The organism is Tissierella creatinophila DSM 6911 (assembly GCF_001940565.1).
Taxonomy (GTDB): domain Bacteria; phylum Bacillota; class Clostridia; order Tissierellales; family Tissierellaceae; genus Tissierella_A; species Tissierella_A creatinophila.
Window position 1 is genome coordinate 1 of sequence record NZ_LTDM01000016.1, and the last position, 23,572, is coordinate 23,572.

The window sequence follows — 23,572 nt, forward strand, 5'->3', positions numbered from 1 at the left end:
ATAATTATCTCGTCACCCCGAAGGGATCAAAGATAATTACTTCGCTCGACTTGCATGTGTTAGGCACGCCGCCAGCGTTCGTCCTGAGCCAGGATCAAACTCTCATTTAAAAGTTTGAAAATAGCTCCGTTTATTTGCTGACTTGTTGCTTTTCTTTGACATTGACTGTCATGTTTTAAATCTATAATTCAAAGTATCTCACACTATTTAATTATCAAATGTTCAGTGTTGCTCTCTCGAGACAACTTGTTTAGTATATCATTTTTAAGGAAGCTTGTCAATACTTTTTTAAAATCTTTTTTAAAGTTTGTTTTGACTTTTCTGTCGTGCTCCTTAGCCGACTCTTACTATCTTACTATCTTTTTAAGGATAAGTCAATAGTTTTTTTAAATCTTTTTAAATTGTTTTGTTTGCCGTTTTCTTAACCGGCTTTTATTATAATACACTCTTTTGATTAAAATGTCAACTGTTTTTTAAAACTTTTTTATTTTCTTAAAGAAAACTTTGTTTTGTCTTAGTCGACTTTTATTATAATACACTCTTTTTAACCTAAAGTCAATACTATTTCCAAAACTTTTTAATTTATTTTATTCCCTTATCAATAGAAGAGTATCCCCAAAGAACTATTATATATACATTTATTTATTTCATAACTTATAATTACATATCCCCTGGATAAAAGAAAGCTTGCATCAGATAGTGTATAAACTCTCATCTAATGTAAGCTTTCTTTTTAACTGTCTTAAATTTGTTCTTCTAACCATTTTATTTGTTCTGCTATACTATTGTCAGGATTTAATTCATAAGCCCGCTTAGCATCTTCTAATGCTTTTTCATATTCTTCTAAAACTGAATACATAAGACTTCTATTAAAAATAAGTTTATAATCTTCTTGATTGTACTTTAAGCCTTCAGTAAAAGTTGTTATAGCATTATATATCTCTCCTATATTGTAATATAAAACACCCAGGTCATTATATAAATCAGATTCTTCTACATTATACTTTATAGCTGCATTAAAATATTCTATTGCAGATTCTGTTTGTCCAAGTCCATTATAACATTTTCCTATGAGGTAATTTACATTCCAACTTTCTTCATGATTGGGTAATAACTTTAAAATAAAATCCAATGCTTTCTTATAATCACTATAGCTTATATAACTAATCGCAGTTTCAAAATTGACTTCATCTTTTATAACATCTAATTCTTCTCTTATTTCTTCTTTTAAGAGTTCATCTGAACTAAACTTTAAAAATTTTCCCCATATAAGATCTGTCTTTATATATTGGCTAAGATATCTATAATGATAACCTAATTTATAATATGCTAATGAATACTCCTTATCTATATCTAGTATCCTTTCAAAATTTAATGTAGAAAGTCTAAGAACCTCTTCTCCTCCATCTATATCTTCTTTCTCTAGTAAACTCTTACCTATTGTCTCAAGTACTATAGCATATTGAAATAGAGCTTTAACATGATCAGGATTTAAACTTAGCAATGCTCTAATACTTATAAGATTGGATTCTATATCTCCTTCTTTAAAAGAGTCCATAGCTTTAAATAGTATAACTTCCTCTATTTCAGGAGAAATTTTTCTTATAAGAATCTTATATTTATCTATATATGGAAAATCCGCATCACCTATTCCAAGCAAATAAATAATTCCATCTATAACTTTACTAAGATCTATCTCTTGATCATCTCTACCTTTCACCGCTTGGATCAAACTGTTTGTAAGTATAGGTAAGGGAATATCAACCATATCATAGACTTTATCTTTAAGTTGAGCATTATTTTTTATCTGTATAAAACTTAAATCTTCTGTTTTTTTCTTTAACATTTTTGCAATGTAATCCATTTGTTTTATCACCTATTTTATATTTTTTTCATAAACATTCTTTTTCTTCTAGTACTAGTGCTAAGTATCTTATATAAATGTCCTCTATATATCATCATAAAAGAAAATACAATTTGACTTATTGCATACATAAGTATATATAGTGGACTTTTAGCAAAGTTAAATGCTAAATGTGTATCAAATACATTTAAAAGTATATTTCCTGATATAAGGTATATGGAAATATAAAATACTGCATTTGGAATTACCCAATTAAGCCAGTTTTCTTTTAAAAACTCTAAAGCATATAATATACTCTCCCATGCATCATAACTTTTTAAATAGATTGTTTCAGGTAATGCGTTTAAAGCTATACCCATTACAATATATATTGCAATGTCTAGATAATTGCCTAGTGGTCCAAGTACAGGAACAACCATCTGTAATAATAGACTTCCAAGATATCCTACAAAGAAAACCCCATAAATTTTCCTTACGTAATTAGTAAAGCCTTCTTTAAAATCATTAATAGTAAGTCTATTATAATTTACTATATTAAATAATAAATATAGGTAGTTTGATACTATACTACTCATAACTAAAGCAGAGGCTATTCCTGATAATATAAAAAGTGGACCTCTAAATACTATTCCTAACAACCTATATAAAATCAAATTTATAACAGTATATACTATTGCTGTAAGTACAATCATCCAATTTTTCGCAAAACTTTTAACGCTCTTTTCTAATACGCTTTTATTTACATATATCATATCTTCTAAATAATCCACATTAATTCCTCCTTACTATATTTGTGATGTCATAAGTCTTGCATTGTACAATACTTCCATCTTTATAGTCAAAAAGTATATGTACCTCTTTTAAGTTTTCTATAAGTTTAAAGTCATTAGATATTATTTTTAATACATCTATAGAAAAAGTGACTATGTTTACTTGGTTTATTACTTTTTTAGTAGGAATATCTTTATACCTTTCTAGAAAGGTATTTAAAAGTATATCATCTTTTAAAACCTCATGTATATTAAAATCATAATTATTTTTCTCATCTTCAAATTTAAAAGGAAGTTTTGTGTTTTTATTATTAAAGATATAATCATATTTTAATAGATTATAAACTATTGTATTATCTTTAAATCTGTTTTCATTTATAAAGTTGAACAATATTTTATATAGTTTGTTTTTGCTATGTGATAATATATGATAGTTGTTTTCAGTCCAAAATTTCGAAAACATTTCATAAAACTCAAATGGAGAACTATAGTAGTTAGATATTAGAAACTCAAGTGTATTCTTAAAATTCCCTTCATTATAGTATTTTTCCACTAAGTCTTCAATCGCTTTAAGCTTTAATATATCACTATAAGAGATAAAGTCATTTTCTAAGACTTCATATGTTGGTTCATCTATATATTTATATCCATATAGTTTTTCGCTCAATCTTAATTCTGATCCTTTAAGCAGTTTTAAAAAACCTAATTGTAGTTTTTCTGGTTTTAGATCATACACATCATTAAAAGACCTTTTAAAACTACCGTAATCTTCGTATGGTAGACCTGCAATTAAATCTAGATGTTGATGAATATTATTAAATGAGTTTATCTTTTTAGTAACTCTACCTAGAACTTCAAAGTCAGTAGTTCTACCTATAGCTTCTATAGTTTTTTTATTAGTAGACTGTACTCCTATTTCAAATTGAAATAGTCCTTCTTTTACTGTCTTTAGAAAGTTTAAAGTTTCATCATCTATTAGATGAGCTGTAACTTCAAAATGAAAGTTTATTTCCTTGGGGTCTTCTTTTATTAAGAACTCCATAATCTCTCTGGAATATTTTTTATTAGCATTAAATGTTCTATCTACAAACTTTACCTGCTTTACTTTCATCTCTATAAGATTTTTTAAATCTCTCTTTACTCTTTCAATATCAAAATATCTTACCCCTCTTATAGTAGAAGATAAACAAAACTTACATCCAAAGGGGCATCCTCTTGAACTTTCATAATAGACTATCTTATTTTTGAACTCATCTGTTGTTTTTTCATATGGAGATGGAATCTTATCTAAGTCGTTTATCAAAGGTCTTGGACTGTTTATCACTATTTCTCTGCCATCTCTATAGACTAGGCCTTCTATACCTTTATAATCTTTAACTTCATTTTGATTTATCTCTACAAATTCCCTAAAAGTTTCTTCACCTTCACCATATATTAAGAAATCTATATAGTCATATTTTTCCATAACCTCTTTCATATCGTAACTTACCTCTGGCCCTCCTAGGAAAATCTTTATCTCTGGCTTTACTATTTTTAATATCTCGCATACACGTAGTGTTTCTCTTATATTCCATATATACACAGAAAAACCTATAATTTCTTTTTCAAGTTTATATATTTCTGAAGCAATAAAGTCGGTGCTCTGGTTTATTGTGAATTCAATTATATCTACGTCTTCTATATCTTCTACAAATCTTTGTAAATATCTAATTGCAAGGTTTGAATGTATATACTTTGAATTTAATGTTGTTAATAATGTTTTCATGTTTTCACCTATTGTCTTTTATTTTAATTTTAATTTTTTTCTTTATCTATCTTCATATTGATTCTTATCCAAAAAAAGGGTAGAATGTAATGTAGAACAAAAACGAAAGGGGTCATCAAATGCAAGATTTTGACAAAATAACGATACAAGAAATGTCTAAGGAAGATATGTTACTTATTATACAAGCATTAGAATATACTGGCACTCATACAAAGATACAAGAATTCCTTGATTTAAGAGATAGCTTTATAGAAGAACTATCCTCACTTTCTGAAATTCCACAAGAAGACTTTTTAAATTTTTTAAAAAAAGAAACCCTATCTTAATTGAAAGGGTCCCTTTTAAATAGATACATACCAGCTCTAGTTTTAATATAACAAGTTAAGGAATCATCCTTAACTTGCTTTTTTATAACTTTAGAACGATTTAGTAATGAGTGAAAAAACACTTCTCCCTCTTTAAACTTAAATACATCTGGAAGTATATACTCTTTTATCCTTAAATCATCAGGATTTATTCTACTCTTTCTTAATTTCATTACATATATAGATATTCTCTTATAAGAATCTTCAATGTCATAATCTATCTCTTTGCCTATACTTGCATTTTCTATTATATTCCCAATTGATCTTTGTGCATCTTCTCCATTTAAAACTTTTAATATATCTTGTAAATATTTAAACTTTCCTATGCTTACTCCATGAAGAAGAGAGATAAGTGAGACTCTTATCCTTTCAAAGTTTACTTCAAAATTAATATCTGATTTTAAAACATCATATAAGTATAGATTCTTATATTTTGTTAGAAATTCTCTTTGTGAAATATTTATTACATACTGTTTTAAATTATCTAATATATTTTCCTCTTCTTCTATGATTAAAAATATACATCTACTTATGGCTAACCATTCTAAGAGAGATTCTATATCACCTGTAGTGTAGAGTATATTTTTAATCACTTCTTCTTCTATTACATCATAATCTTTGTTTGATAATATTAGAGGTAATATTCTAGTATAAATTGTTTTGTCTTTATATTTGAAATATATTTTTTCATCTATATCCGTTAAAAAGCATTTCTCTTCATCTATTTTATAATACTTTAGTAATGAAAGTTCTTCTTTAAATCTTTTATAATCTATTATATTTCCTATAAACGTACTACTAGGCATCAAAGATTTTATAGTTATCATTGAAAGTTGAGAAACAATAGTATGCTTTTTATTTTTTGTTTTATCTTCTAAAAAAATATTTAACAGAAACTTTTGTAAATCTAGTTTCAACATTTTTATTTCCTACATTCTTTCTGGTGCTTCAATTCCAAGAAGGCTAAGTCCCGTCTTCAATACAATTTTAACTGAATATGTCAGACTCATTCTAGCTTTTTTAAGTTCCTCATCTTCTATTATTATAGGGCAAGCATTATAAAACTTATTAAAAGCTTTAGCTATTTCTACTAAATGTCTTGTTATAAAAAATGGCTCATCTTTTTCCATAGAATCTATTATCGTATCAGGGAAACCATATAATAATCTTATTATATTTATTTCTTCTTCTGATTTTAAAAGGCTATAATCCACTTCATCTTGTATTTTAAATCCACCTTTTTCAAGTATAGAATTTGTCCTAGCATGAGTATACTGTACATATGGACCTGTTTCTCCTTCAAAGCTTAAAGTTTTATCCCATGAAAATACATAGTCTTTTATTCTTTGATTAAATAGTTCTTGAAATATTACAGCACCTATTCCTAATTGCTTTGATACTTTTTCTTTGTCTTCTAGATTAGGATTTCTCTCTTCTATTATATCCAAAGTCTTTTGAGTAGCAGTCTTTAAAACATCTTCTAAAAAGACAACTTTTCCCTTTCTAGTAGAAAGTGTACCATCTTCAAGACTTACCATTCCAAAAGGTATGTGTACACAGTCTTTTATCCAATCATGACCCATAAGTTCTACTACCTTCATCCACTGTTTAAAGTGTAGGATTTGTTGAGAACCTACTACATATATATTTTTATAAAAATCGTATCTCTCTTTTCTATAATCTGCTGCAGCTATATCTCTTGTAGCATAAAGAGTAGAGCCATCATTTTTCATAATAAGAGCTGGTGGCATATCATCTCCTAGTTCTACTATAAAAGCTCCATCTGATTCTTTAAGTAAATCTTTTTCTCTTAATTCTTCTATAATCTTTGGCATTCTATCTGAATAATATGATTCTCCTTTAAAAGAATCAAACTTAATTCCAAGCATATCATAAACTTTATTAAATTCTTTTAGAGATATCTCACGAATCCATGTCCAAAGTTCTAATGCTTCTTCATTTTTATTTTCTAATTCTTTAAACCAATATCTTGCTTCTTCTCTAAGGTCTTCTTGAGTCTCCATTTCTTTGTTAAATCTAACATATAGTTTTAATAATTCATTTATTGGATCTTTTTCTATTATTTCTCTATCTCCCCACTTTTTATAGGCAGAGATAAGCATACCAAACTGTGTACCATAGTCACCTAAATGATTTATAGCTACTGTGTCAAATCCTAAAAACTTATATATCTTATAAAGTGAGTTTCCTATAACAGTAGTTCTGATATGACCTATATGAAATGGTTTAGCTATATTAGGAGATGAAAACTCTACTATTACTGTTTTACCCTCTCCCATACTAGAACTTCCATACATTTCTCCTTCATTCTTTATAGCTTCAAGGGTAGTATTGGCAAGCTTTTCTTTATTTATAAAAAAGTTAAGATAAGGTCCTGCATTTTCGATTTTTTGGAAATACTCTACTTCTCCAAATTTATCTGAAAGCTCTTTTGCTATTATATTGGGAGCTTTTCTAAAGGCTCTAGCCAATTTAAAAACTGGAAAAGCATAATCTCCCATATCATAAGATGGCGGTATTTCTATAAGCGCATCTATTTCTTCCCTACTTAGCGAATCTACCTCAGCCTCAATTAAATTTATAACTTCTTCTTTAAAATTTATCAATGTTTTTCCTCCTTAAATTTAAAAGCTATTTTAATTCTACTACAGTAACTCCATCTCCACCTTCACTAAATGTACCTAACCTAGAAGTTCTTACATGTCTGTTTCTTTTTAAGTAAATTCTTATTCCTTCTCGTAAGACTCCCGTACCTTTACCATGTATTATCTGTACTTGTTTAATTCCAGCAATATATGCATCATCTAAATATTTGTCTAGTTCCATAAATGCTTCTTCCTGGTTTTGTCCCCTTAAATCAATTTCTGTTTTTATATCTTTAGCTTTAGTACTCATTATCTTTTTAGTAGATCTGCTTATATTTTCTTTTTCTCTTTCTTTCGTACGTCTTAAAGAAGAAAGATGTGAACTTATTTTCATAATACCTACTTGTATCTTTACATTACCACTATCATCAGGTTTTTCTAGTACTGTTCCTATTTGATTTAAGGTAAGAACTTCTACAGTCTCTCCTACTCTTAGGTCTTTAGGAGGTTTTTTAGATTTTATATTTAATACCTTTTGCGCAATCTCATTTTCTGTATTTTTTAATTTGTGTTTTAATTTTTCTTGAGCTTCTTGAATCTTTCTTAATTTCTCTTTTTCAATTTCTATTGAAACCTCTTTTAGTTCGCCTACTAGTAAATCTGCATCTTCTTTTGCCTTTTTTAATATATTCCTAGCTTCTTCTCTAGATTCTTGAAGTATTTTATCTCTCATATCTTTAGTTTTATCTTTTTCTAGAGACAATTCTCTTTCAAGCTTTTGTAATTGAATCCTATATCTTTCTATTTCTTGTTTGTTTTCATTTATGGATAATCTATCTTTTTCCATAGATTCTAATACATCTTCAAATTCTATGTTTTCTTCTGAAATAAGTCCCTTAGCATAGTCTATTATATGGTTTTCAAGTCCAAGCCTTTGAGATATTTCAAAAGCATTTGACTTTCCAGGTACTCCTATAAGAAGTTTATAGGTAGGGCTTAGGGTTTTTACATCAAATTCTACAGATGCATTTATAACTCCCTTTGTAGTAAGTGCATATAGTTTCAATTGACTATAATGTGTAGTTGCAATAGTCTTAACTCCTATTCCTAATAGGTGGTCTAATATGCTCATAGCAAGAGCCGCCCCTTCTGTAGGGTCAGTACCTGCTCCTAGTTCGTCAAACAAGACTAGATTATTGGTTTCTACTTTAGAGAGTATATCTACTATATTTACCATATGAGAAGAAAAAGTTGAAAGTGACTGTTCTATACTTTGTTCATCACCAATATCAGCAAAAACTTGTTCAAAAATTCCTATCTCAGAATTAAAGTCAGCTGGTATATGAAGTCCAGACTGTGCCATAAGCACTAAGAGTCCTACGGTTTTCAAGCTAACTGTCTTTCCACCTGTATTTGGTCCTGTGATTATAAGAGAATCAAATTCCTTGCCTAAATAGATATCTATAGGCACAATGTTTTTTACATTTAGAAGAGGATGCCTTCCTTTTCTAATATTTATATACCCCACATCATTTAGAATAGGTTTTGTAGCATTCATCTCTAGTGCTAGTTTTCCTTTAGCAAATATAAAGTCTAATTCTTGAAGTAGATATTGATTGTTTGCTATTCCTTCTGCTTCTTCTGCAACCATAGATGATAGAACCTTTAGTATTCTATCTATTTCTTCTTTTTCTTTTAATTCTAATTCACGAAGTTCATTGTTTAATTCTACTACTGCCATGGGTTCTATAAAAAGTGTAGCTCCACTACCACTCATATCGTGAACTAATCCTTTTATATTGTTTTTATTTTCTGCCTTTACAGGAACTACATATCTACCCTCTCTCATTGTAACTATATTATCTTGTAAATATTTTTTATTTGTTTGGGAATTTACTATTGAGTTTAGCTTATCTCTTACTGATTCATTTTTGCTTATAATCTGCTTTCTAATGCTTCTTAATGTAGTACTTGCATTATCTGAGATTTCATTTTCGGAAATAATAGCATTTGTTATCTCATTTTCAATGTTTTTAAATACACTTAAACCTTCAATATATCCTTCTATTAGAGGATATCGCTTTTCTCTATCTTCTTGAACCTCTCTTATATAGTTTTTTAAATCTCTAGATACCCTAAGCGAGTCTGATATTTTTATAAGGGCACCTGGACTTAGTGTCCCACCTATCTCAGCTCTTTTAACATCTGCCTTTATACTATTTATTCCATATAGAGGTGGAGCACCTCTTTTTATTAAAAGAGTTAAAGCCTCATCTGTTTCTGCTTGAAGTTTTTCTATATCTTCTATATCTATTAAAGGTTGCATCGATTGTATCCTCGTTTTGCCGAGTGAAGATTCACATTTGTCCATTAGAGAATCTATTATTTTTTTATATTCTAATGATTTTAAAGTCTTTTCATTCATATTATCACCTCTATACTACACCTCTAAAAAAGTGTCCTTTAGTAATTTCAGTAGTATCTTTAATTGTTTCTATAAACTCTCTTGATTCTTTTTCATTCCATATACCGTTTATATATTTATGATATGCGACTTGAATTTCTTTTATATTTTCTATTTCAATAGTAAAATCTAATCTACCTATATTTATGCCAGAATTATATATCTGATCCATGCTATCTAAAACCATTAAGGGTACACTATTATATATAGTTGTAAAACCTTCTTTCCTAGAGATATAAAAAGTCTTATCCATCCTATCATTTAATCCATACCCATTTGCAAAATTACAAGTTTTACACTCCTTATCATCCTTACAACCCTTAACTAAAGCCATAGGACAAGTCTTAGTTGTCATAACAGGCAAATAACCATACACTATAGACTCTAAATCTCCACCTACTTTTTTTTCTATTCCATTTATTTGTGAAAGATTGAGCTCTGGAGATAGTGTCATACTATCTACTCCCATTTCTTTAAAAAAATCTACCGTATAAGAGTTAAATATGTTTAATCCTGTAGACCCATGTATTTTAAAATTATAATTTTCTTTAATAAATTTTAATGTACCGAGGTTTTGAACACTTACTCCATCTATTAAATCTTTTATAGGTTCAAGTCTTTTTTCTAAACGTTTAAAGTCGTTTCTATAGAGGATTTTTTCTGTACTAATATACACTTCAATATCTTTTTCTTTTAATGTTTTAATAGTTTCAAATATATCATCTGTTAAAGGTATATATATTCGATCTAATTTTTTAAAATCTAATTGCTCTAATTGTTCTATAGAATCTACTTTTACAGATAATTTCCTTTTTATTGTCTTTTGATGTTTCTTAATATTTAATACTTGTTCCTTTTTCTCTTTAAAATCTTGATCATTAAATCTATCTCTATTATTCTTATTTTCTAGATATTTGTTTAAACTATAAGTAGCATCTCTTCTTAGTTCATTTAATACGCTTAAAGGTAAAAATGAATTTTCATCTAAATTTATATCTAAATTGTTTAAAGAAAACTGAGTATCTCCAAGCTTTGATAACTGTTCTCTTATCTTTTCTTTAGTTAAACCTTTGCTTTTAGCTTCTTGAACTGCAAAGTCAACATGATTTAAAGTTTCATAATCTCTATAATTAAGCTTTAAGATTGGATTTTGTCCTATCTTAATAGTTATTTCCATATTTATTGGATAAATGTTTTTATTTTTTACATATGACTCCTGGGCTTTTTTAAGTAAAGTGATACTAGATGATTTATAGACAGGGGAGTTTTTTCTAACATTTCCTATCTTTTTTACCTCTACTGTATCTCCTTTTTTGCCACTAATTGGAGACTTCATACCTTTATATTTACCATTTAAAAGAGTAAATTCTATCCCATCTTCTTTCTCTAGAGTATTTTTTAGTAAAATAAAGACAGTATCTCTATTTGTATTTATAACTGTTCCAAGAGTTGTTCCTCTATTGTCAGGTCTATCCATAGATATAAAATCACGTCCAAAATCTCCCAGACCTACACCTTTGGTAAATCCTCTATTAAAAATTTGTTCTACATCTTCTTTTTCTTTTGGTGAAGCCTTTTCATTTTTATCTATAACTTTCCTATAAGTTTCTACTATAGTAGCTACATATTCAGGTCTTTTCATTCTTCCTTCAATCTTTAAAGAGTGTATACCTGCATTTATAATTTCTTCTATATAATCTAATGTATTTAAATCCTTTGGACTAAGTAGATATCTCTCTTGCCAGTCATCTAACAAATCTCCATTTTTATCCACTATAGAGTATGGCATCCTACAGGGTTGCGCACATCTTCCCCTATTTCCACTTCTTCCACCTATTACACTACTCATAAGACATTGACCTGAATAAGAAACACAAAGTGCTCCATGAATAAATCCTTCTAGTTCTATTTGACTTCCCCTTTTTATCCTCTTTATTTCTTCTAAAGGAGTCTCCCTAGCTAATACTACTCTATTAAAACCTAATTCTTCTAGGAGCTTAACCCCTTCTAAATTGTTTATTGTCATCTGTGTACTAGCATGTATATTTAGCTTTGGAAAAAGTTCATGAACTAATTTTGCAAGTCCTAAGTCCTGCACTATAATAGCATCTACATCTTCTTCATATAAAAATCTTATATAATCCAATGCTTTTTCCATCTCTTTATTTTCTATCAATATATTTATCGTTATATATACTTTCACATCGTTTAAATGAGCATATCCTATCACTTCTCTTAATTCATCATAGCTAAAATTAGAAGCAAAATGTCTTGCATTAAAAGACTTTCCGCCTAGATAAACTGCATTCGCTCCATTTTGCACCGCTGCATAAAGAGATTCCATGCTTCCTACCGGTGCTAAAAGTTCTGTATTATAATTCACCTTTTGCATTTTCCTTTCTTTTAAGAACTTGTCTCTTCATCTAATATCCTTAAATACTCTGCTAACTCTTTTTTTATATCTACAATTTCCAACTGATTTTTAAAGTTTTTATCTTGAAGAGTTTTAATCGTTTCGTCCTTTTGAGATATTTCTTCTTTTGTTGTTTCTAAATCTTCTTTAAATTGTTCTAATATAAGTTCTATTTCTTCTCTTTTTTTATCATATTCTGTAATCTGTCTTTGATACTGTTGGCACATATTATTAAGAGTTTCTATTTCTTCTTTAGATTTCTTTAATTCCTCACATACATCATCATATTTATCTAATGGATCTTTAGCTTTAAATTTAAGTTCGTTTAGTTCTTTTTCATTTTGACGTAATTCATCAGCTATATGAAGAGCTGCTAGTGTAGCTGTCATTATTTGGCTTAGTCTATCATTTTTAGAAGCTACTTCTTTAATTATTTTATCTACATAAGAAGCTAGTCCTTCAATATATTCTTGACTACCTGCACCTACCATAGTAAAGTTACGACCGTCTATTTTTACATCTATTTTTCTTCTTTCTGTCATAACAGATGCCCCCTATTAGTTTGTATATCTCTATTATACTATAAATATATATTTAATCCTCTATATTTTAAAAAAAGGGGTAGATATCTACCCCTTTTAATTTAAGTCTCTATTTTTAGCTTCTAAGTTTAGCATCAAATGTTTTTTCTAAGTCTCTTATAATTGAAGTTTGTATTTCTTCTACTTCTTTGTCTTTTAAAGTTCTTTCATATGATCTATAAGTTATAGAAAAAGCCATACTCTTCATGTTTTCAGGGATTTGATCTCCTCTATATATATCAAATAGTTCTATATCTTCGATTATTCCCTTACTATGCTTTATTATAAGCGATTTAATATCCCCTACTAGAATTTCTTCATCTACTATCACAGCTATATCTCTTGAAGTAGAAGGATATTTGGGAAGAGATTTATATTTTCTTTCAAAATTACAAAGTTCCATTATTTTTTCAAAGTCTAATTCTGCTATATATACTTTAGAATTTATATCATAGTTTTCACATACATCTATATAAACTTCTCCCATAGTTCCAATTTCTATTCCGTTCACGAAAGCTTTCGCAGTTCTTCCAGGATGAAATACTGGATTTTCTTCTTCTCTTTTATACTCTATATCTTTTATACCTAATTTGCACAAAAGTTTTTCTACTGTTTCTTTTAAGAAGTAAAAGTCTTTTTCTCCATAAAAACCTATAGATAAAACTTTTTGCTCGATTGGAAGATTAACTATAGGAAGTTCTTTAGGCAAAAATATATTTCCTATTTCAAATGCAAATGCACTTTTTACACTTTTATTATAGTTTCTACTAAATAAATCCATCATAGTAGGAACTAAAGTAGTTCTCATAACGCTATAATCTTCTCCAAGTGGATTAAGGATTTTTATATAATCTCTTAAATGGCTTTTCTTATCTATATTTGTTTTATCATAAACTTTAGGACTTATAAAAGAATAAGTCATGACTTCGTTAAATCCGATTCCAAGTAAAGTTTTTTTGACTTCATCTTCTATAGTTTTAGAAAAAGGCTTTACTCCTCTTGTAAGTTCTCCAATTAAAGATTTACTCTCTATATTATGAAAACCATAAAGTCTTCCTATTTCCTCAATAAGATCTGCCTCTATATCTATATCTATTCTACGTGTAGGAACTGTAGTATATATCAGTCCTTCTTTATAGACAGATTTTAATCCTAATAGATTTAAATACTTTATCATTATATCTTCGTTTATATCTAGCCCTAAAAGCATATTTGCTCTTTCCGGTCGTAAAGAGATAGTCTTTTCTTCTTTCTTTTCTTTATATTTATCTATAAAAGAATCAACTATCTTACCTGATTTAGTAAGTTCTATAAGCTGACATACTCTATCTGCTGCAATTTGACATAGATTAGGATCAAGTCCTTTTTCAAATCTATTAGATGCTTCTGTTCTAAGTGAAAGTCTCTTAGAAGTAAGTCTTACGCTTCTTTGATCAAAATTTGCACCTTCAATAAGTATGAGTTTAGTATCTTTTGTGACTTCTGAATGAAGTCCTCCCATGACACCTGCTATAGCTATAGGTTCTTTATCATCTGCTATAACTAGATCCGTTTCATTTAATTTGCGTGATTCTCCATCTAAAGATATAAATGCTTCATCAGTTTTAGCTTGTCTTACTATTATCTTTTCTCCACTTATCTTTTCTAAATCAAAAGCATGAAGAGGTTCACCAAATTCTAACATTACAAAATTGGTTATATCTACTATGTTATTAATAGGTCTTATACCCGCTTCCATAAGTCTTAATTGAATCCACATAGGTGAGTCTTTTATAACTACATCTTTTACAACTCTAGCATAGTATCTATTACAGTTTTTACTTTCTATATCTATATCTTTTATATAATCTGAAATATTGTCCATCGTTTCAAAGCTTATTTCAGGTTCTTTAAGTGGCAATTCAAAACTTGCAGCAGTTTCTCTTGCCATGCCAAGTATACTTAAACAATCTGGTCTATTTGGAGTAATTTCAAATTCTATTACCTCATCATTTAAATTAAGTACATCTACTATATCAGTTCCTAGTGGATATTCTTTATCTAATATAAATATTCCATCTTTCATCGGTTTTGAGATTACATTTTCATTAAATCCTAGTTCTTTTAAAGAACAAAGCATTCCAAAAGAATCTACTCCTCTAAAGTTTGTCTTTTGGATTATAATCTCTCCCGGAAGAATAGTTCCTACAGTTGCTACAGGTACAAATTGTCCTTCTCTTACATTTGTAGCTCCAGTTACTATATCTAACACTTCTCTTCCAATATCTATCTTACATATAACAAGTTTGTCTGCATCTGGATGTTTTTCAATTTCTATAATCTTTCCTACAATTACTCCTTTAACTCCTTTATTCATAGAATAAATAGACTCAACATGAGATCCAGAAAGGGTCAAACCGTCCGCTAGTTCTTTCCCACTTTTTTGTGTATCTATATAATCTTTTAACCATCTTATAGGTAATAGCATTTTTTCCCGTCCTTTCTAGAATTGTTTTAAAAATCTCATATCATTTTCAAATAATAATCTTATATCAGTTATTCCATACTTTACCATAGTAATCCTATCTATACCCATACCAAAAGCAAAACCAGTATATTTTTCTGAATCTATGCCACAGTTTTCTAATACTTTAGGATGAACCATACCGCATCCTAAGAGTTCCATGCTCCACCCTGTAAAATTACAAGCAGAACATCCTTCACCTCTACATTTGATACATGAAACATCTACCTCTGCACTTGGCTCCGTAAATGGAAAGTGATGTGGTCTATAACGTGTTTGCATATCTTTTCCAAACAATTCTTTTATAAAGATATCTAAAGTATGGATTAAATTCGCCATCGAAACCCCTTCTCCTATTACAAGCCCTTCTAATTGATGAAACATAGGCGAGTGAGTGTCATCTACATCATCAAATCTAAAAGTTCTACCCGCAGATATTACTTTTAAAGGAACTCCCATCTCTTTCATGGCTCTTATCTGTACTGGCGAAGTATGTGTTCTTAAAAGAAGCTCATCATTTAAATAAAATGTATCAGATAAGTCTCTAGATGGATGGTTTTCTGGAGAGTTTAACGAATCAAAGTTGTTTTTTACAGTCTCGATTTCAGGTCCTTCTACTACAGTAAATCCCATACTTATAAAAAGATCTTCTAATTCATCTATTGTCTTTAAAAGAGGATGTCTATGGCCTATCATAATATTGTTAGTATCTATAGTTATGTCGATTTTTTCTTTTTCGTTTCTTTCTTTTTTAGCCTTTTTTATAAATTCCATCTTTACAACACTAAGTTTATCTTCAATTTCTTTTCTAATATCATTTGCAATTTGTCCAACTATAGGTCTTTCTTCTTTACTAAGTTTACCCATATCTCTTAGTACTAAAGTAAGTTCTCCTTTTTTGCCTAAAAACTTTATTCTAAAATTTTCAAGTTCTTCAAGAGTCTTTATACCTTCAATTGTTTTAATTGCTAGATGTTTAATCTCTTCTAGTTTTTCTTTCATCAAGTTACCTCCGTAAGACTAAATATTTAAATCCTATAATTTCTATTTTGTGATATGTTTAATTATAACAGAAACCTTTAAGTTTTCAAAAGTTTAATTTCTATTCATCATAGCTTCATACATTATAATAGAAGCAGCCACTCCAGCATTTAATGATTCTGCTCCTCCTGGCATAGGAATTTTTATTTCTTTAGTAGATCTTTCTATTATATTTTTTCTAACTCCATTGGCCTCATTTCCTATCACTAATACAAAACCTCCAGAAAAGTCTTTTCTCTCTAGAGGTTTTCCACTTAGAGATGTTGTTATGATATCTATATCTCTTTTCTTCATATTGTCAAAAAAGTCCTCATTGTCTTTTACATTATATAGAGAAACTCTAAATATAGATCCCATAGTAGATCTTACAACCTTAGAATTATAAGGATCTACACAATCCTCACCAAGAACTATAGCATCTACTCTAAATGCATCTGCTGTTCTTATTATAGTTCCTAAGTTGCCAGGATCATTTAATCCATCTAAAAATATAATAAATGGTAATTCTTTTTTATAAAGATCAGTTATTTCTCTTTCCTTAAATTCAACTATAGCTAGTACTCCTTGAGGACTATCTAGATTAGTAATCTGGTTGAAAATTTTTGTTGAAAGTTTCACTGTTTCTTTTCTATCTTTTATTTTGTTGAAAAAAACTTCTCCTCCATCTGCTTCAAGTAATATTTCACTAAAAAAAATGTACTTTATCCCCATAGAAGCTTTTATTGCTTCTTCTATTACTTTTATCCCCTCTATAATAAAGAGTTTTTCTCTCCATCTATTTTTCTTTCTAGATAAAGCTTTTATTTCTTTTATAATAGGGTTTTTGTCGGAAGTAATTTCTATCATTTATTTTTCACTTCCAACTCTTATCTCAACTTTTGCAACATCTTCTACTGATCCAATTATTATTATTATATCTTTATCCTTTACTATAACTTCTGATGTAGGAGAGACGTTTATATCGTATTCCCCTTTAATAGCAATTACATTTACCCCATATTTGTTTCTAAGCTTTAATTCCTTTAAGTTTTTTCCAACCCAGCTATCTGGTACTTCTATTTCAACAATAGAATATTCTGGTGATATTTCTATATAGTCCAATATGTTTTGTGATGCAAGATTATGTGCAACTCTTCTACCCATATCTCTTTCTGGAAATATAACCCTATCTACTCCGATTTTCCTTAAAACTTTTGCATGAAGTTCTGTGTGAACTTTTGATATAACTCTTTTAACCCCTAATTCTTTGGCAATTAGTGTAGCCATTATAGAAGCCTGAATATTAGAACCTATGCTTACTACTACCGCATCCATATTGCTAATACCTAGGTCTCTTAAAGTTGATTCATCCATTACATCTGCCTCTACAGCATATGTTACAAATTCTGCTATATCTTTAACTGCATCTGCATTTATATCTATGGCAAGCACCTCATTGCCTAATTCTGAAAGCACTTTTGCAACAGCAGCACCAAATCTCCCGCATCCAATAACAGCAAATGACTTCAAATTTCCCACTCCTTTATCCTATAGTTATATTTTCCTCTGCCTCTCTATATGTTTTATGTTTTTTGGAACTTCCAAAAGCAAAAGCCATGGTAAGAGCTCCTACCCTTCCTATATACATAGTGCTTGATATTAAAAGTTTTCCTGCATCTGAAAGAGAGGGAGTTATTCCTCTAGTAAGCCCTACAGTAGCAAAAGCTGATGTAGTTTCAAACATAAGATCTAATAATCCTGCTTCTTCAGTTATTGAGAGCGTAAAAGATACTATTAATATTATAGTAAGTGCTATCATTATTATGGCTAAAGCCCTATTTACAATTTCATAAGAAATCCTTCTATTAAATACCCCTACATCCCTATTTCCTCTGATGGTAGAGAAGGTCGTTAGTACTAATACACCAAAGGTAGTAGTTTTAATACCACCTGCTGTAGAACCAGGAGATCCACCTATAAACATAAGAATTATCATTAAAAATACAGAAGTATCCTTTAAAGCTCCTAGATTTATGGAATTAAACCCAGCTGTTCTAGTTATAGCTGACTGAAAGAAAGATGCTAAAACTTTTGTTTTATTATCAAAGTTTCCTATTGTATCTGGATTATTATGTTCTATCATAAATAAAATTATTGTTCCAAGTAAAAGTAGTATAAATGTCATAGTTATAACTATCTTTGAATGCAAGGTTAATTTTTTAAACTTTCTATGCCTATATATATCAACATAAACTGAAAATCCAAGTCCTCCTAAAATAACTAAGGATGCTATAATTATATTTATCCATGGGTCACCTACAAAAGGTACTAGGCTATCTCCCATTATGTCAAATCCAGCATTACAAAATGCAGAAATAGAATGAAACACTGAAAACCATATACCTTTTACCCAGCCATGATCGGGAATAAAGGTAAAAGAAAGTAATATAGCTCCTAAAGACTCAATAGCCAAAGTTATATATATTACATATTTTGTAAGTTTGACCAGACCTCCCATGCTATCTTGGTTTAATTGTTCTTTTATAATAAGTCTTTCCTTTAATCTTATCTTTTTTCCAAGTAATAAGGCTACCATGGTAGCCATGGTCATAAATCCTAAACCTCCCATTTGTATAAGAGAAATTATAACTATTTGACCAAATAAAGTCCAATGTTTGGCCGTATTTACTACTACAAGACCTGTAACACACACTGCAGAAGAAGAAGTAAATAAAGCATTTATAAATCCTATACTCTCACCATTTTTAGAAGCTAGAGGTAGGTTTAAAAGTATAGCTCCAATAAGAATCAAGCTTAAAAACCCACCTGCGAGTACTGCAGGAGGATTTAACTGAAATTTTAATGCCTTTCTCTTTAAGTAATTCATCCTATTCCTCCATAAAAATTTATGACATAAAAACATAGCTTTTAACTGTTTTAAAAAAGAAAAAGTCCCTACCAGGAACTTTTTCTTAGTTACTTTTTGCCATTTCCACTAGTTTTGTAAAACCAGCCGCATCATGTATAGCCATCTCTGATAGCATTTTTCTATTAACTTCTATATTTGCTCTTTTTAATCCACTTATAAACTTGCTATAGCTCATTCCGTTCGCACGAGCTGCTGCGTTTATTCTTGTAATCCATAGTTTTCTAAAATCTCTTTTTCTTTGTTTTCTACCAATAAATGCATAGTTTAATGATTTCATAACTGCCTGATTAGCAGGTCTAAATAATTTGCTTTTAGCTCCATAATAACCTTTAGCTTGTTTTAATACTTTTTTATGTTTTTTCTTAGCGTTTACGCCTCTTTTTACCCTTGCCATTACTGCAACTCCTCCTAATATCTAAATAACTTTTTATCTTGGTAACATTGCGTCTATTCTTCTTTGGTCACCTTTACTTACTAAACTGCTTTTTCTTAAGTTTCTAACTCTTTTAGCTGATTTTTTACCAGTTAAGTGACTTCTGTATGCCTTAAATCTTTTTAATCTTCCTGAAGCGGTTCTTGAAAATCTTTTTGCAGAACCTCTATGTGTTTTCATTTTTCCCATCAAATTTTCCTCCTAAACTTACTCTGCTTTCGGGGTTAAAAACATTGTCATATTTCTTCCTTCTAATCTTGGATGCTTTTCTACGTTTCCTGAATCTTTTGTCAGCTCAGCAAAATCTTTTAATACAACTTTTCCAATATCTGTATGACCCATCTCTCTACCCCTAAATCTTACAGATACTTTTACTTTATCTCCTGATTGTAAAAACTCATTAGCTCTCTTAGCTTTAACATTTAAATCATGTGATTCAATATTTGGAGTAAGTCTTATTTCCTTTATATTGATAATCTTTTGATTTTTTCTTGCTTCTTTTTCTTTTTTTGCTAATTCATACTTGTACTTACCATAATCTATGATTTTACATACAGGGGGTTTAGCTGTTGGAGCAACATTAACTAAATCTAAATTTCTTTCTATTGCAATATCCATTGCTTTTTTGATAGGAACAATACCATGTTGTTCACCATCTGCATCAATTAACCTTACTTCTTTTTCCCTGATTTCCTCATTGATTTGAAGTTCTTTAATAATATAGCACCTCCTAAAATAATAAAGAGCCGGTATAAAAATACCCGCTCTAAGTTTACATGAATAATAAATCTTATACACATAAGATTTATATTTGTTTTAACTGACCATATGAGCCATAGCTATAAGGTGAGAAGCGGAAACTTCTACTTTCATTGTTTTAATCATATTTAATTTTCTTTTCTTTAATAGTATATGCTAATTTTTAAACTTTGTCAAATATTTTTAAAGTTTTTTTGTATTTTACTATTATTTTTTATATTTTACTATTAAATGGATACACTAAGCTTACAAAACTTTCGGGAGGAGATATATTGAAAAGTAAAAAGATAATTTCACTTTTTCTAATGCTAGGGATTATAGCATCGTCACTTGTGATTTTACAGTATTTTGTTCCTATAAAAGATTTAGAAGCTATAACTTCAAGGGATAGAATAGCTGTTTTTTCTGTTACAATGATTCTATTTCTTTTAAATAAAAGTTATAAATCTAACCCACAACTTGTACCCTCAATTCTTGCAACAGAAAAAGAAAATGATAGAGATAAAGTTAGACCAGATGTTTCGTTTAAAGATGTAGCAGGACTTGAAGAAATAAAAGAAGAACTCCAAGAAACTATAGGTTTTATAAACAACTCTTTAAAATATAAAAAGATGGGTGCAAAAATTCCCAAAGGCATAATGTTTTATGGCCCCCCAGGAACCGGAAAAACACTTCTTGCAAAGGCAGTAGCTGGGGAAACAAACTCTACATTCTTTTATGCAAGTGGCTCTGAGTTTGTGGAAAAATATGTTGGTGTAGGAGCTAAAAGGGTTAGAACTTTGTTTGAAAAAGCTAAAAAAGAAGCACCAAGTATCATCTTTATAGATGAAATAGATGCTATAGGTACCAAGCGTAATTCAGAATCCAATAATGAAAAAGATCAAACACTAAATCAACTATTAGTAGAATTAGATGGATTTAATAGTAGTGAAACAGTTATAGTAATAGGCGCTACTAATAGACTAGATCTGCTAGATGAAGCTCTACTAAGACCTGGAAGGTTTGATAGACATATTCATATAGGAAATCCTAATATGAATGCTAGAGAAAAAATTTTACAAGTTCATACAAATGATAAACCTTTGTGTAAAAATTTACTGATTAAAGACTTAGCTAAGAAAACTACTGGACTTTCTGGAGCTGAACTTGCAAATATTGCAAATGAAGCAGCTATAATAGCTGTAAGAAACAATAAAAATATAATTTCAAGTAAAGAGTTTGATGCGGCCATTGAAAGAGTTATAGCAGGACTTGAACTCAAAAATCCTACGGTTCTTTTAAAAGAAAAAAGAACTGTAGCTTTTCATGAAGCAGGTCATGCTTTAACATCTAAAATCTTAAATACCGATATAGTTCAAAAGATATCTATAGTTCCCCGTGGTCAGGCACTTGGATATGTGTTGAAGTTTCCAGAAGAAGATAGATACTTACACACTAAAAGAGAACTTGAAGATAAAATAATATGTCTATTGGCAGGAAGAGCTGCTGAAGAGATTATATTTAATGAAGTAACTACAGGGGCTAAAGATGATTTAAGTAAGGCAACTAATATAGCTAGGGAAATGGTCTGTAGTTATGGCATGACTGAGATGGGAAACTTAGCTTTAGATGAAGTGTATATAAGATATAATTATGATTTTATTCGTAAAGAAATTAAAATCATAACTGATGATGCTTATAGTGAAGCTAAGAAAATTATAAATGAAAATATAGATATCTTACACAATATATCAAAGGTTTTAATGGATAAGGAAACTATAGACAATGAAGAATTAGATGAGATATTTAAAGCATATAAACCAAAGTTTAACTATGCAACGTAAAAAAAGCTCTGCAAGTTTATAAAAGACCCTATAGAATAGACAAATTAAAAAAGTCTATTCTATAGGGTCTTTTTATAGTTTTTCCATAACATAATTGCTAAATTCTTGACAGGTAGCTCCATCACTACGTCCAGTAATAGCAATCTTCTTTTCTTCAAAAGTGCATATGTCTAAAGCATCTGTCAATCTATCGGATTTGTTCTGGTATCCGATATGGGAAAGCAACATAGCTGCAGCTCTTAATATAGAACAAGGATCAGCATAATCTCCCCTACCTTCTTCTATCATACGAGGTGCTGAACCATGGATAGCTTCAAACATGGCATATCTTTTTCCGATGTTTGCTGCTCCAGCAGTTCCAACTCCACCTTGAAATTCAGCTGCTTCATCAGAGATGATGTCCCCATATAAATTAGGCAGCAGCATGACTTGAAAATCACGACGGCGTTTCTCATCTATAAGCTTTGCAGTCATAATATCAGCATACCATTCATCTGTGTCTATCTCAGGATAATCCTTGGCAACTTTATGACAAACTTCCAAAAAGTTTCCATCAGTGGTTTTAATGACATTAGCCTTAGTTATTAAAGACATCTTGTTAAATCCATTCTTACGTGCATAGTCGTAAGCTAATGATGCAATTCTTTCAGTTCCCTGATAAGTAGTAATGGTAAAATCCACTGCCAAATCATCAGTGATATTGATACCTTGATTGCCTACGGCATAAGCTCCTTCAGTATTTTCTCTAAAAAGAACCCAGTTGATGCCCTGATCTGGTACCTTTACTGGTCTGATATTAGCAAACAAGTCCAATTCTTTACGCATCGCTACATTGGCACTTTCAATATTAGGTCTACCATCTTGTTTTTGTGGCGTAGTAGTAGGTCCTTTGAGAATAACATGGCAGCTTTTGAGCTCAGATAATACATCATCTGGAATAGCTTTTTCTACTTTAATACGATTTTCAATTGTCAATCCTTCAATCACCTTAAATTGAACATTACCTTTTTTAACTTCATCTGCCAAAAGTAATTCTAAAACCCTATGACCCTCGTTTGTAATAACAGGTCCTATACCATCTCCACCACAAATTCCAATTATAATAGGATTTGTAGTTCCATAGTCAATAAAATCCTCTTGAACTTTCATCTTGTTTACACGCTCAAGTTGAGACTCTATAACTTTAGAAAAATGTTCTAATGCAATTTGTATTTCTTTATTCATAACCAGTGCTACTAGATATACAATTAATTAAAATTATATACCTAGTGGCACAC

General features: G+C 29.7%; 19 protein-coding genes, 1 rRNA gene and 1 other annotated feature. Of the genes, 2 read left to right on the plus strand and 18 right to left on the minus strand.

The annotated features are described in order from the left end of the window. The 4 genes from TICRE_RS05795 to TICRE_RS05810 form a co-directional block, all read right to left on the minus strand. Positions 1–110 (minus strand): 16S ribosomal RNA (locus TICRE_RS05795); the annotation flags it as partial. Between the two features lie 632 nt (positions 111–742). Next, positions 743–1,864 (minus strand): tetratricopeptide repeat protein, encoded by a 1,122-nt coding sequence (locus TICRE_RS05800; protein ID WP_075726056.1) that lies wholly within the window; start codon positions 1,862–1,864, stop codon positions 743–745. 17 nt (positions 1,865–1,881) lie between these two features. Beyond that, on the minus strand, positions 1,882–2,634 hold the full coding sequence (locus tag TICRE_RS05805) for a hypothetical protein (RefSeq protein WP_075726058.1): 753 nt from the start codon (positions 2,632–2,634) through the stop codon (positions 1,882–1,884). A 1-nt stretch (position 2,635) separates the two neighbouring features. Beyond that, positions 2,636–4,399, minus strand: coding sequence for a B12-binding domain-containing radical SAM protein (locus TICRE_RS05810; protein ID WP_075726060.1), 1,764 nt, complete (start codon positions 4,397–4,399; stop codon positions 2,636–2,638). Between the two features lie 119 nt (positions 4,400–4,518). Between TICRE_RS05810 and TICRE_RS05815 the strand changes: the two genes are divergently transcribed. Then, a complete protein-coding gene (locus tag TICRE_RS05815; protein ID WP_075726062.1) occupies positions 4,519–4,725 on the plus strand; it encodes a hypothetical protein in 207 nt (68 codons plus the stop codon). Here TICRE_RS05815 and TICRE_RS05820 read toward each other — a convergent pair. The 13 genes from TICRE_RS05820 to infC all read right to left on the minus strand — a co-directional run bounded on the left by TICRE_RS05820 (position 4,722) and on the right by infC (position 20,466). Further along, positions 4,722–5,681 carry a hypothetical protein gene (locus TICRE_RS05820; protein ID WP_075726064.1) on the minus strand — a complete coding sequence of 320 codons (960 nt, stop codon included), beginning with the start codon at positions 5,679–5,681 and terminating at the stop codon, positions 4,722–4,724. The genes TICRE_RS05815 and TICRE_RS05820 overlap by 4 nt on opposite strands. 12 nt (positions 5,682–5,693) lie before the next feature. Beyond that, positions 5,694–7,391, minus strand: coding sequence for an arginine--tRNA ligase (gene argS, locus TICRE_RS05825; protein ID WP_075726066.1), 1,698 nt, complete (start codon positions 7,389–7,391; stop codon positions 5,694–5,696). Positions 7,392–7,416: 25 nt separating this feature from the next. Continuing rightward, entirely contained in the window at positions 7,417–9,795 is a 2,379-nt protein-coding gene (locus tag TICRE_RS05830; protein ID WP_075726068.1) for an endonuclease MutS2, read from the minus strand. Positions 9,796–9,805: 10 nt separating this feature from the next. Next, positions 9,806–12,217 (minus strand): DUF3656 domain-containing U32 family peptidase, encoded by a 2,412-nt coding sequence (locus TICRE_RS05835; RefSeq protein WP_198927500.1) that lies wholly within the window; start codon positions 12,215–12,217, stop codon positions 9,806–9,808. Positions 12,218–12,237: 20 nt separating this feature from the next. Next, positions 12,238–12,789, minus strand: a complete 552-nt coding sequence (zapA, locus tag TICRE_RS05840) for a cell division protein ZapA (RefSeq protein WP_075726072.1) — start codon at positions 12,787–12,789, stop codon at positions 12,238–12,240. A 115-nt stretch (positions 12,790–12,904) separates the two neighbouring features. Then, positions 12,905–15,295, minus strand: a complete 2,391-nt coding sequence (gene pheT, locus TICRE_RS05845) for a phenylalanine--tRNA ligase subunit beta (RefSeq protein WP_075726074.1) — start codon at positions 15,293–15,295, stop codon at positions 12,905–12,907. A gap of 15 nt (positions 15,296–15,310) precedes the next feature. Then, positions 15,311–16,333 (minus strand): phenylalanine--tRNA ligase subunit alpha, encoded by a 1,023-nt coding sequence (pheS, locus tag TICRE_RS05850; protein ID WP_075726076.1) that lies wholly within the window; start codon positions 16,331–16,333, stop codon positions 15,311–15,313. Between the two features lie 93 nt (positions 16,334–16,426). Continuing rightward, a complete protein-coding gene (locus TICRE_RS05855; RefSeq protein ID WP_075726078.1) occupies positions 16,427–17,218 on the minus strand; it encodes a TrmH family RNA methyltransferase in 792 nt (263 codons plus the stop codon). After that, entirely contained in the window at positions 17,219–17,881 is a 663-nt protein-coding gene (locus tag TICRE_RS05860; protein ID WP_198927501.1) for a potassium channel family protein, read from the minus strand. 13 nt (positions 17,882–17,894) lie between these two features. Beyond that, positions 17,895–19,238 (minus strand): TrkH family potassium uptake protein, encoded by a 1,344-nt coding sequence (locus tag TICRE_RS05865; protein ID WP_075726082.1) that lies wholly within the window; start codon positions 19,236–19,238, stop codon positions 17,895–17,897. 85 nt (positions 19,239–19,323) lie between these two features. Next, positions 19,324–19,674, minus strand: a complete 351-nt coding sequence (gene rplT / locus TICRE_RS05870) for a 50S ribosomal protein L20 (RefSeq protein WP_075726084.1) — start codon at positions 19,672–19,674, stop codon at positions 19,324–19,326. 33 nt (positions 19,675–19,707) lie between these two features. Then, positions 19,708–19,902: a 50S ribosomal protein L35 gene (rpmI, locus tag TICRE_RS05875; RefSeq protein ID WP_075726086.1), complete on the minus strand. Its 195-nt coding sequence runs from the start codon at positions 19,900–19,902 to the stop codon at positions 19,708–19,710. Between the two features lie 18 nt (positions 19,903–19,920). After that, complete coding sequence (gene infC / locus TICRE_RS05880) at positions 19,921–20,466, minus strand: translation initiation factor IF-3 (protein ID WP_075726107.1); 546 nt, start codon at positions 20,464–20,466, stop codon at positions 19,921–19,923. Beyond that, positions 20,445–20,588: a sequence feature (ribosomal protein L20 leader region), on the minus strand. Its footprint overlaps the gene before it by 22 nt. Positions 20,589–20,744: 156 nt before the next feature. Here infC and TICRE_RS05885 point away from each other — a divergent pair. Continuing rightward, a complete protein-coding gene (locus tag TICRE_RS05885) occupies positions 20,745–22,295 on the plus strand; it encodes an ATP-dependent metallopeptidase FtsH/Yme1/Tma family protein (RefSeq protein ID WP_198927502.1) in 1,551 nt (516 codons plus the stop codon). Positions 22,296–22,367: 72 nt separating this feature from the next. On the opposite strand, the gene TICRE_RS05890 is transcribed toward TICRE_RS05885, so the two are convergent. After that, the gene (locus TICRE_RS05890; RefSeq protein WP_198927503.1) at positions 22,368–23,444 is read right to left on the minus strand and encodes an isocitrate/isopropylmalate family dehydrogenase; all 1,077 of its coding nucleotides are present in this window, start codon (positions 23,442–23,444) and stop codon (positions 22,368–22,370) included. Positions 23,445–23,572 lie beyond the last annotated feature (128 nt).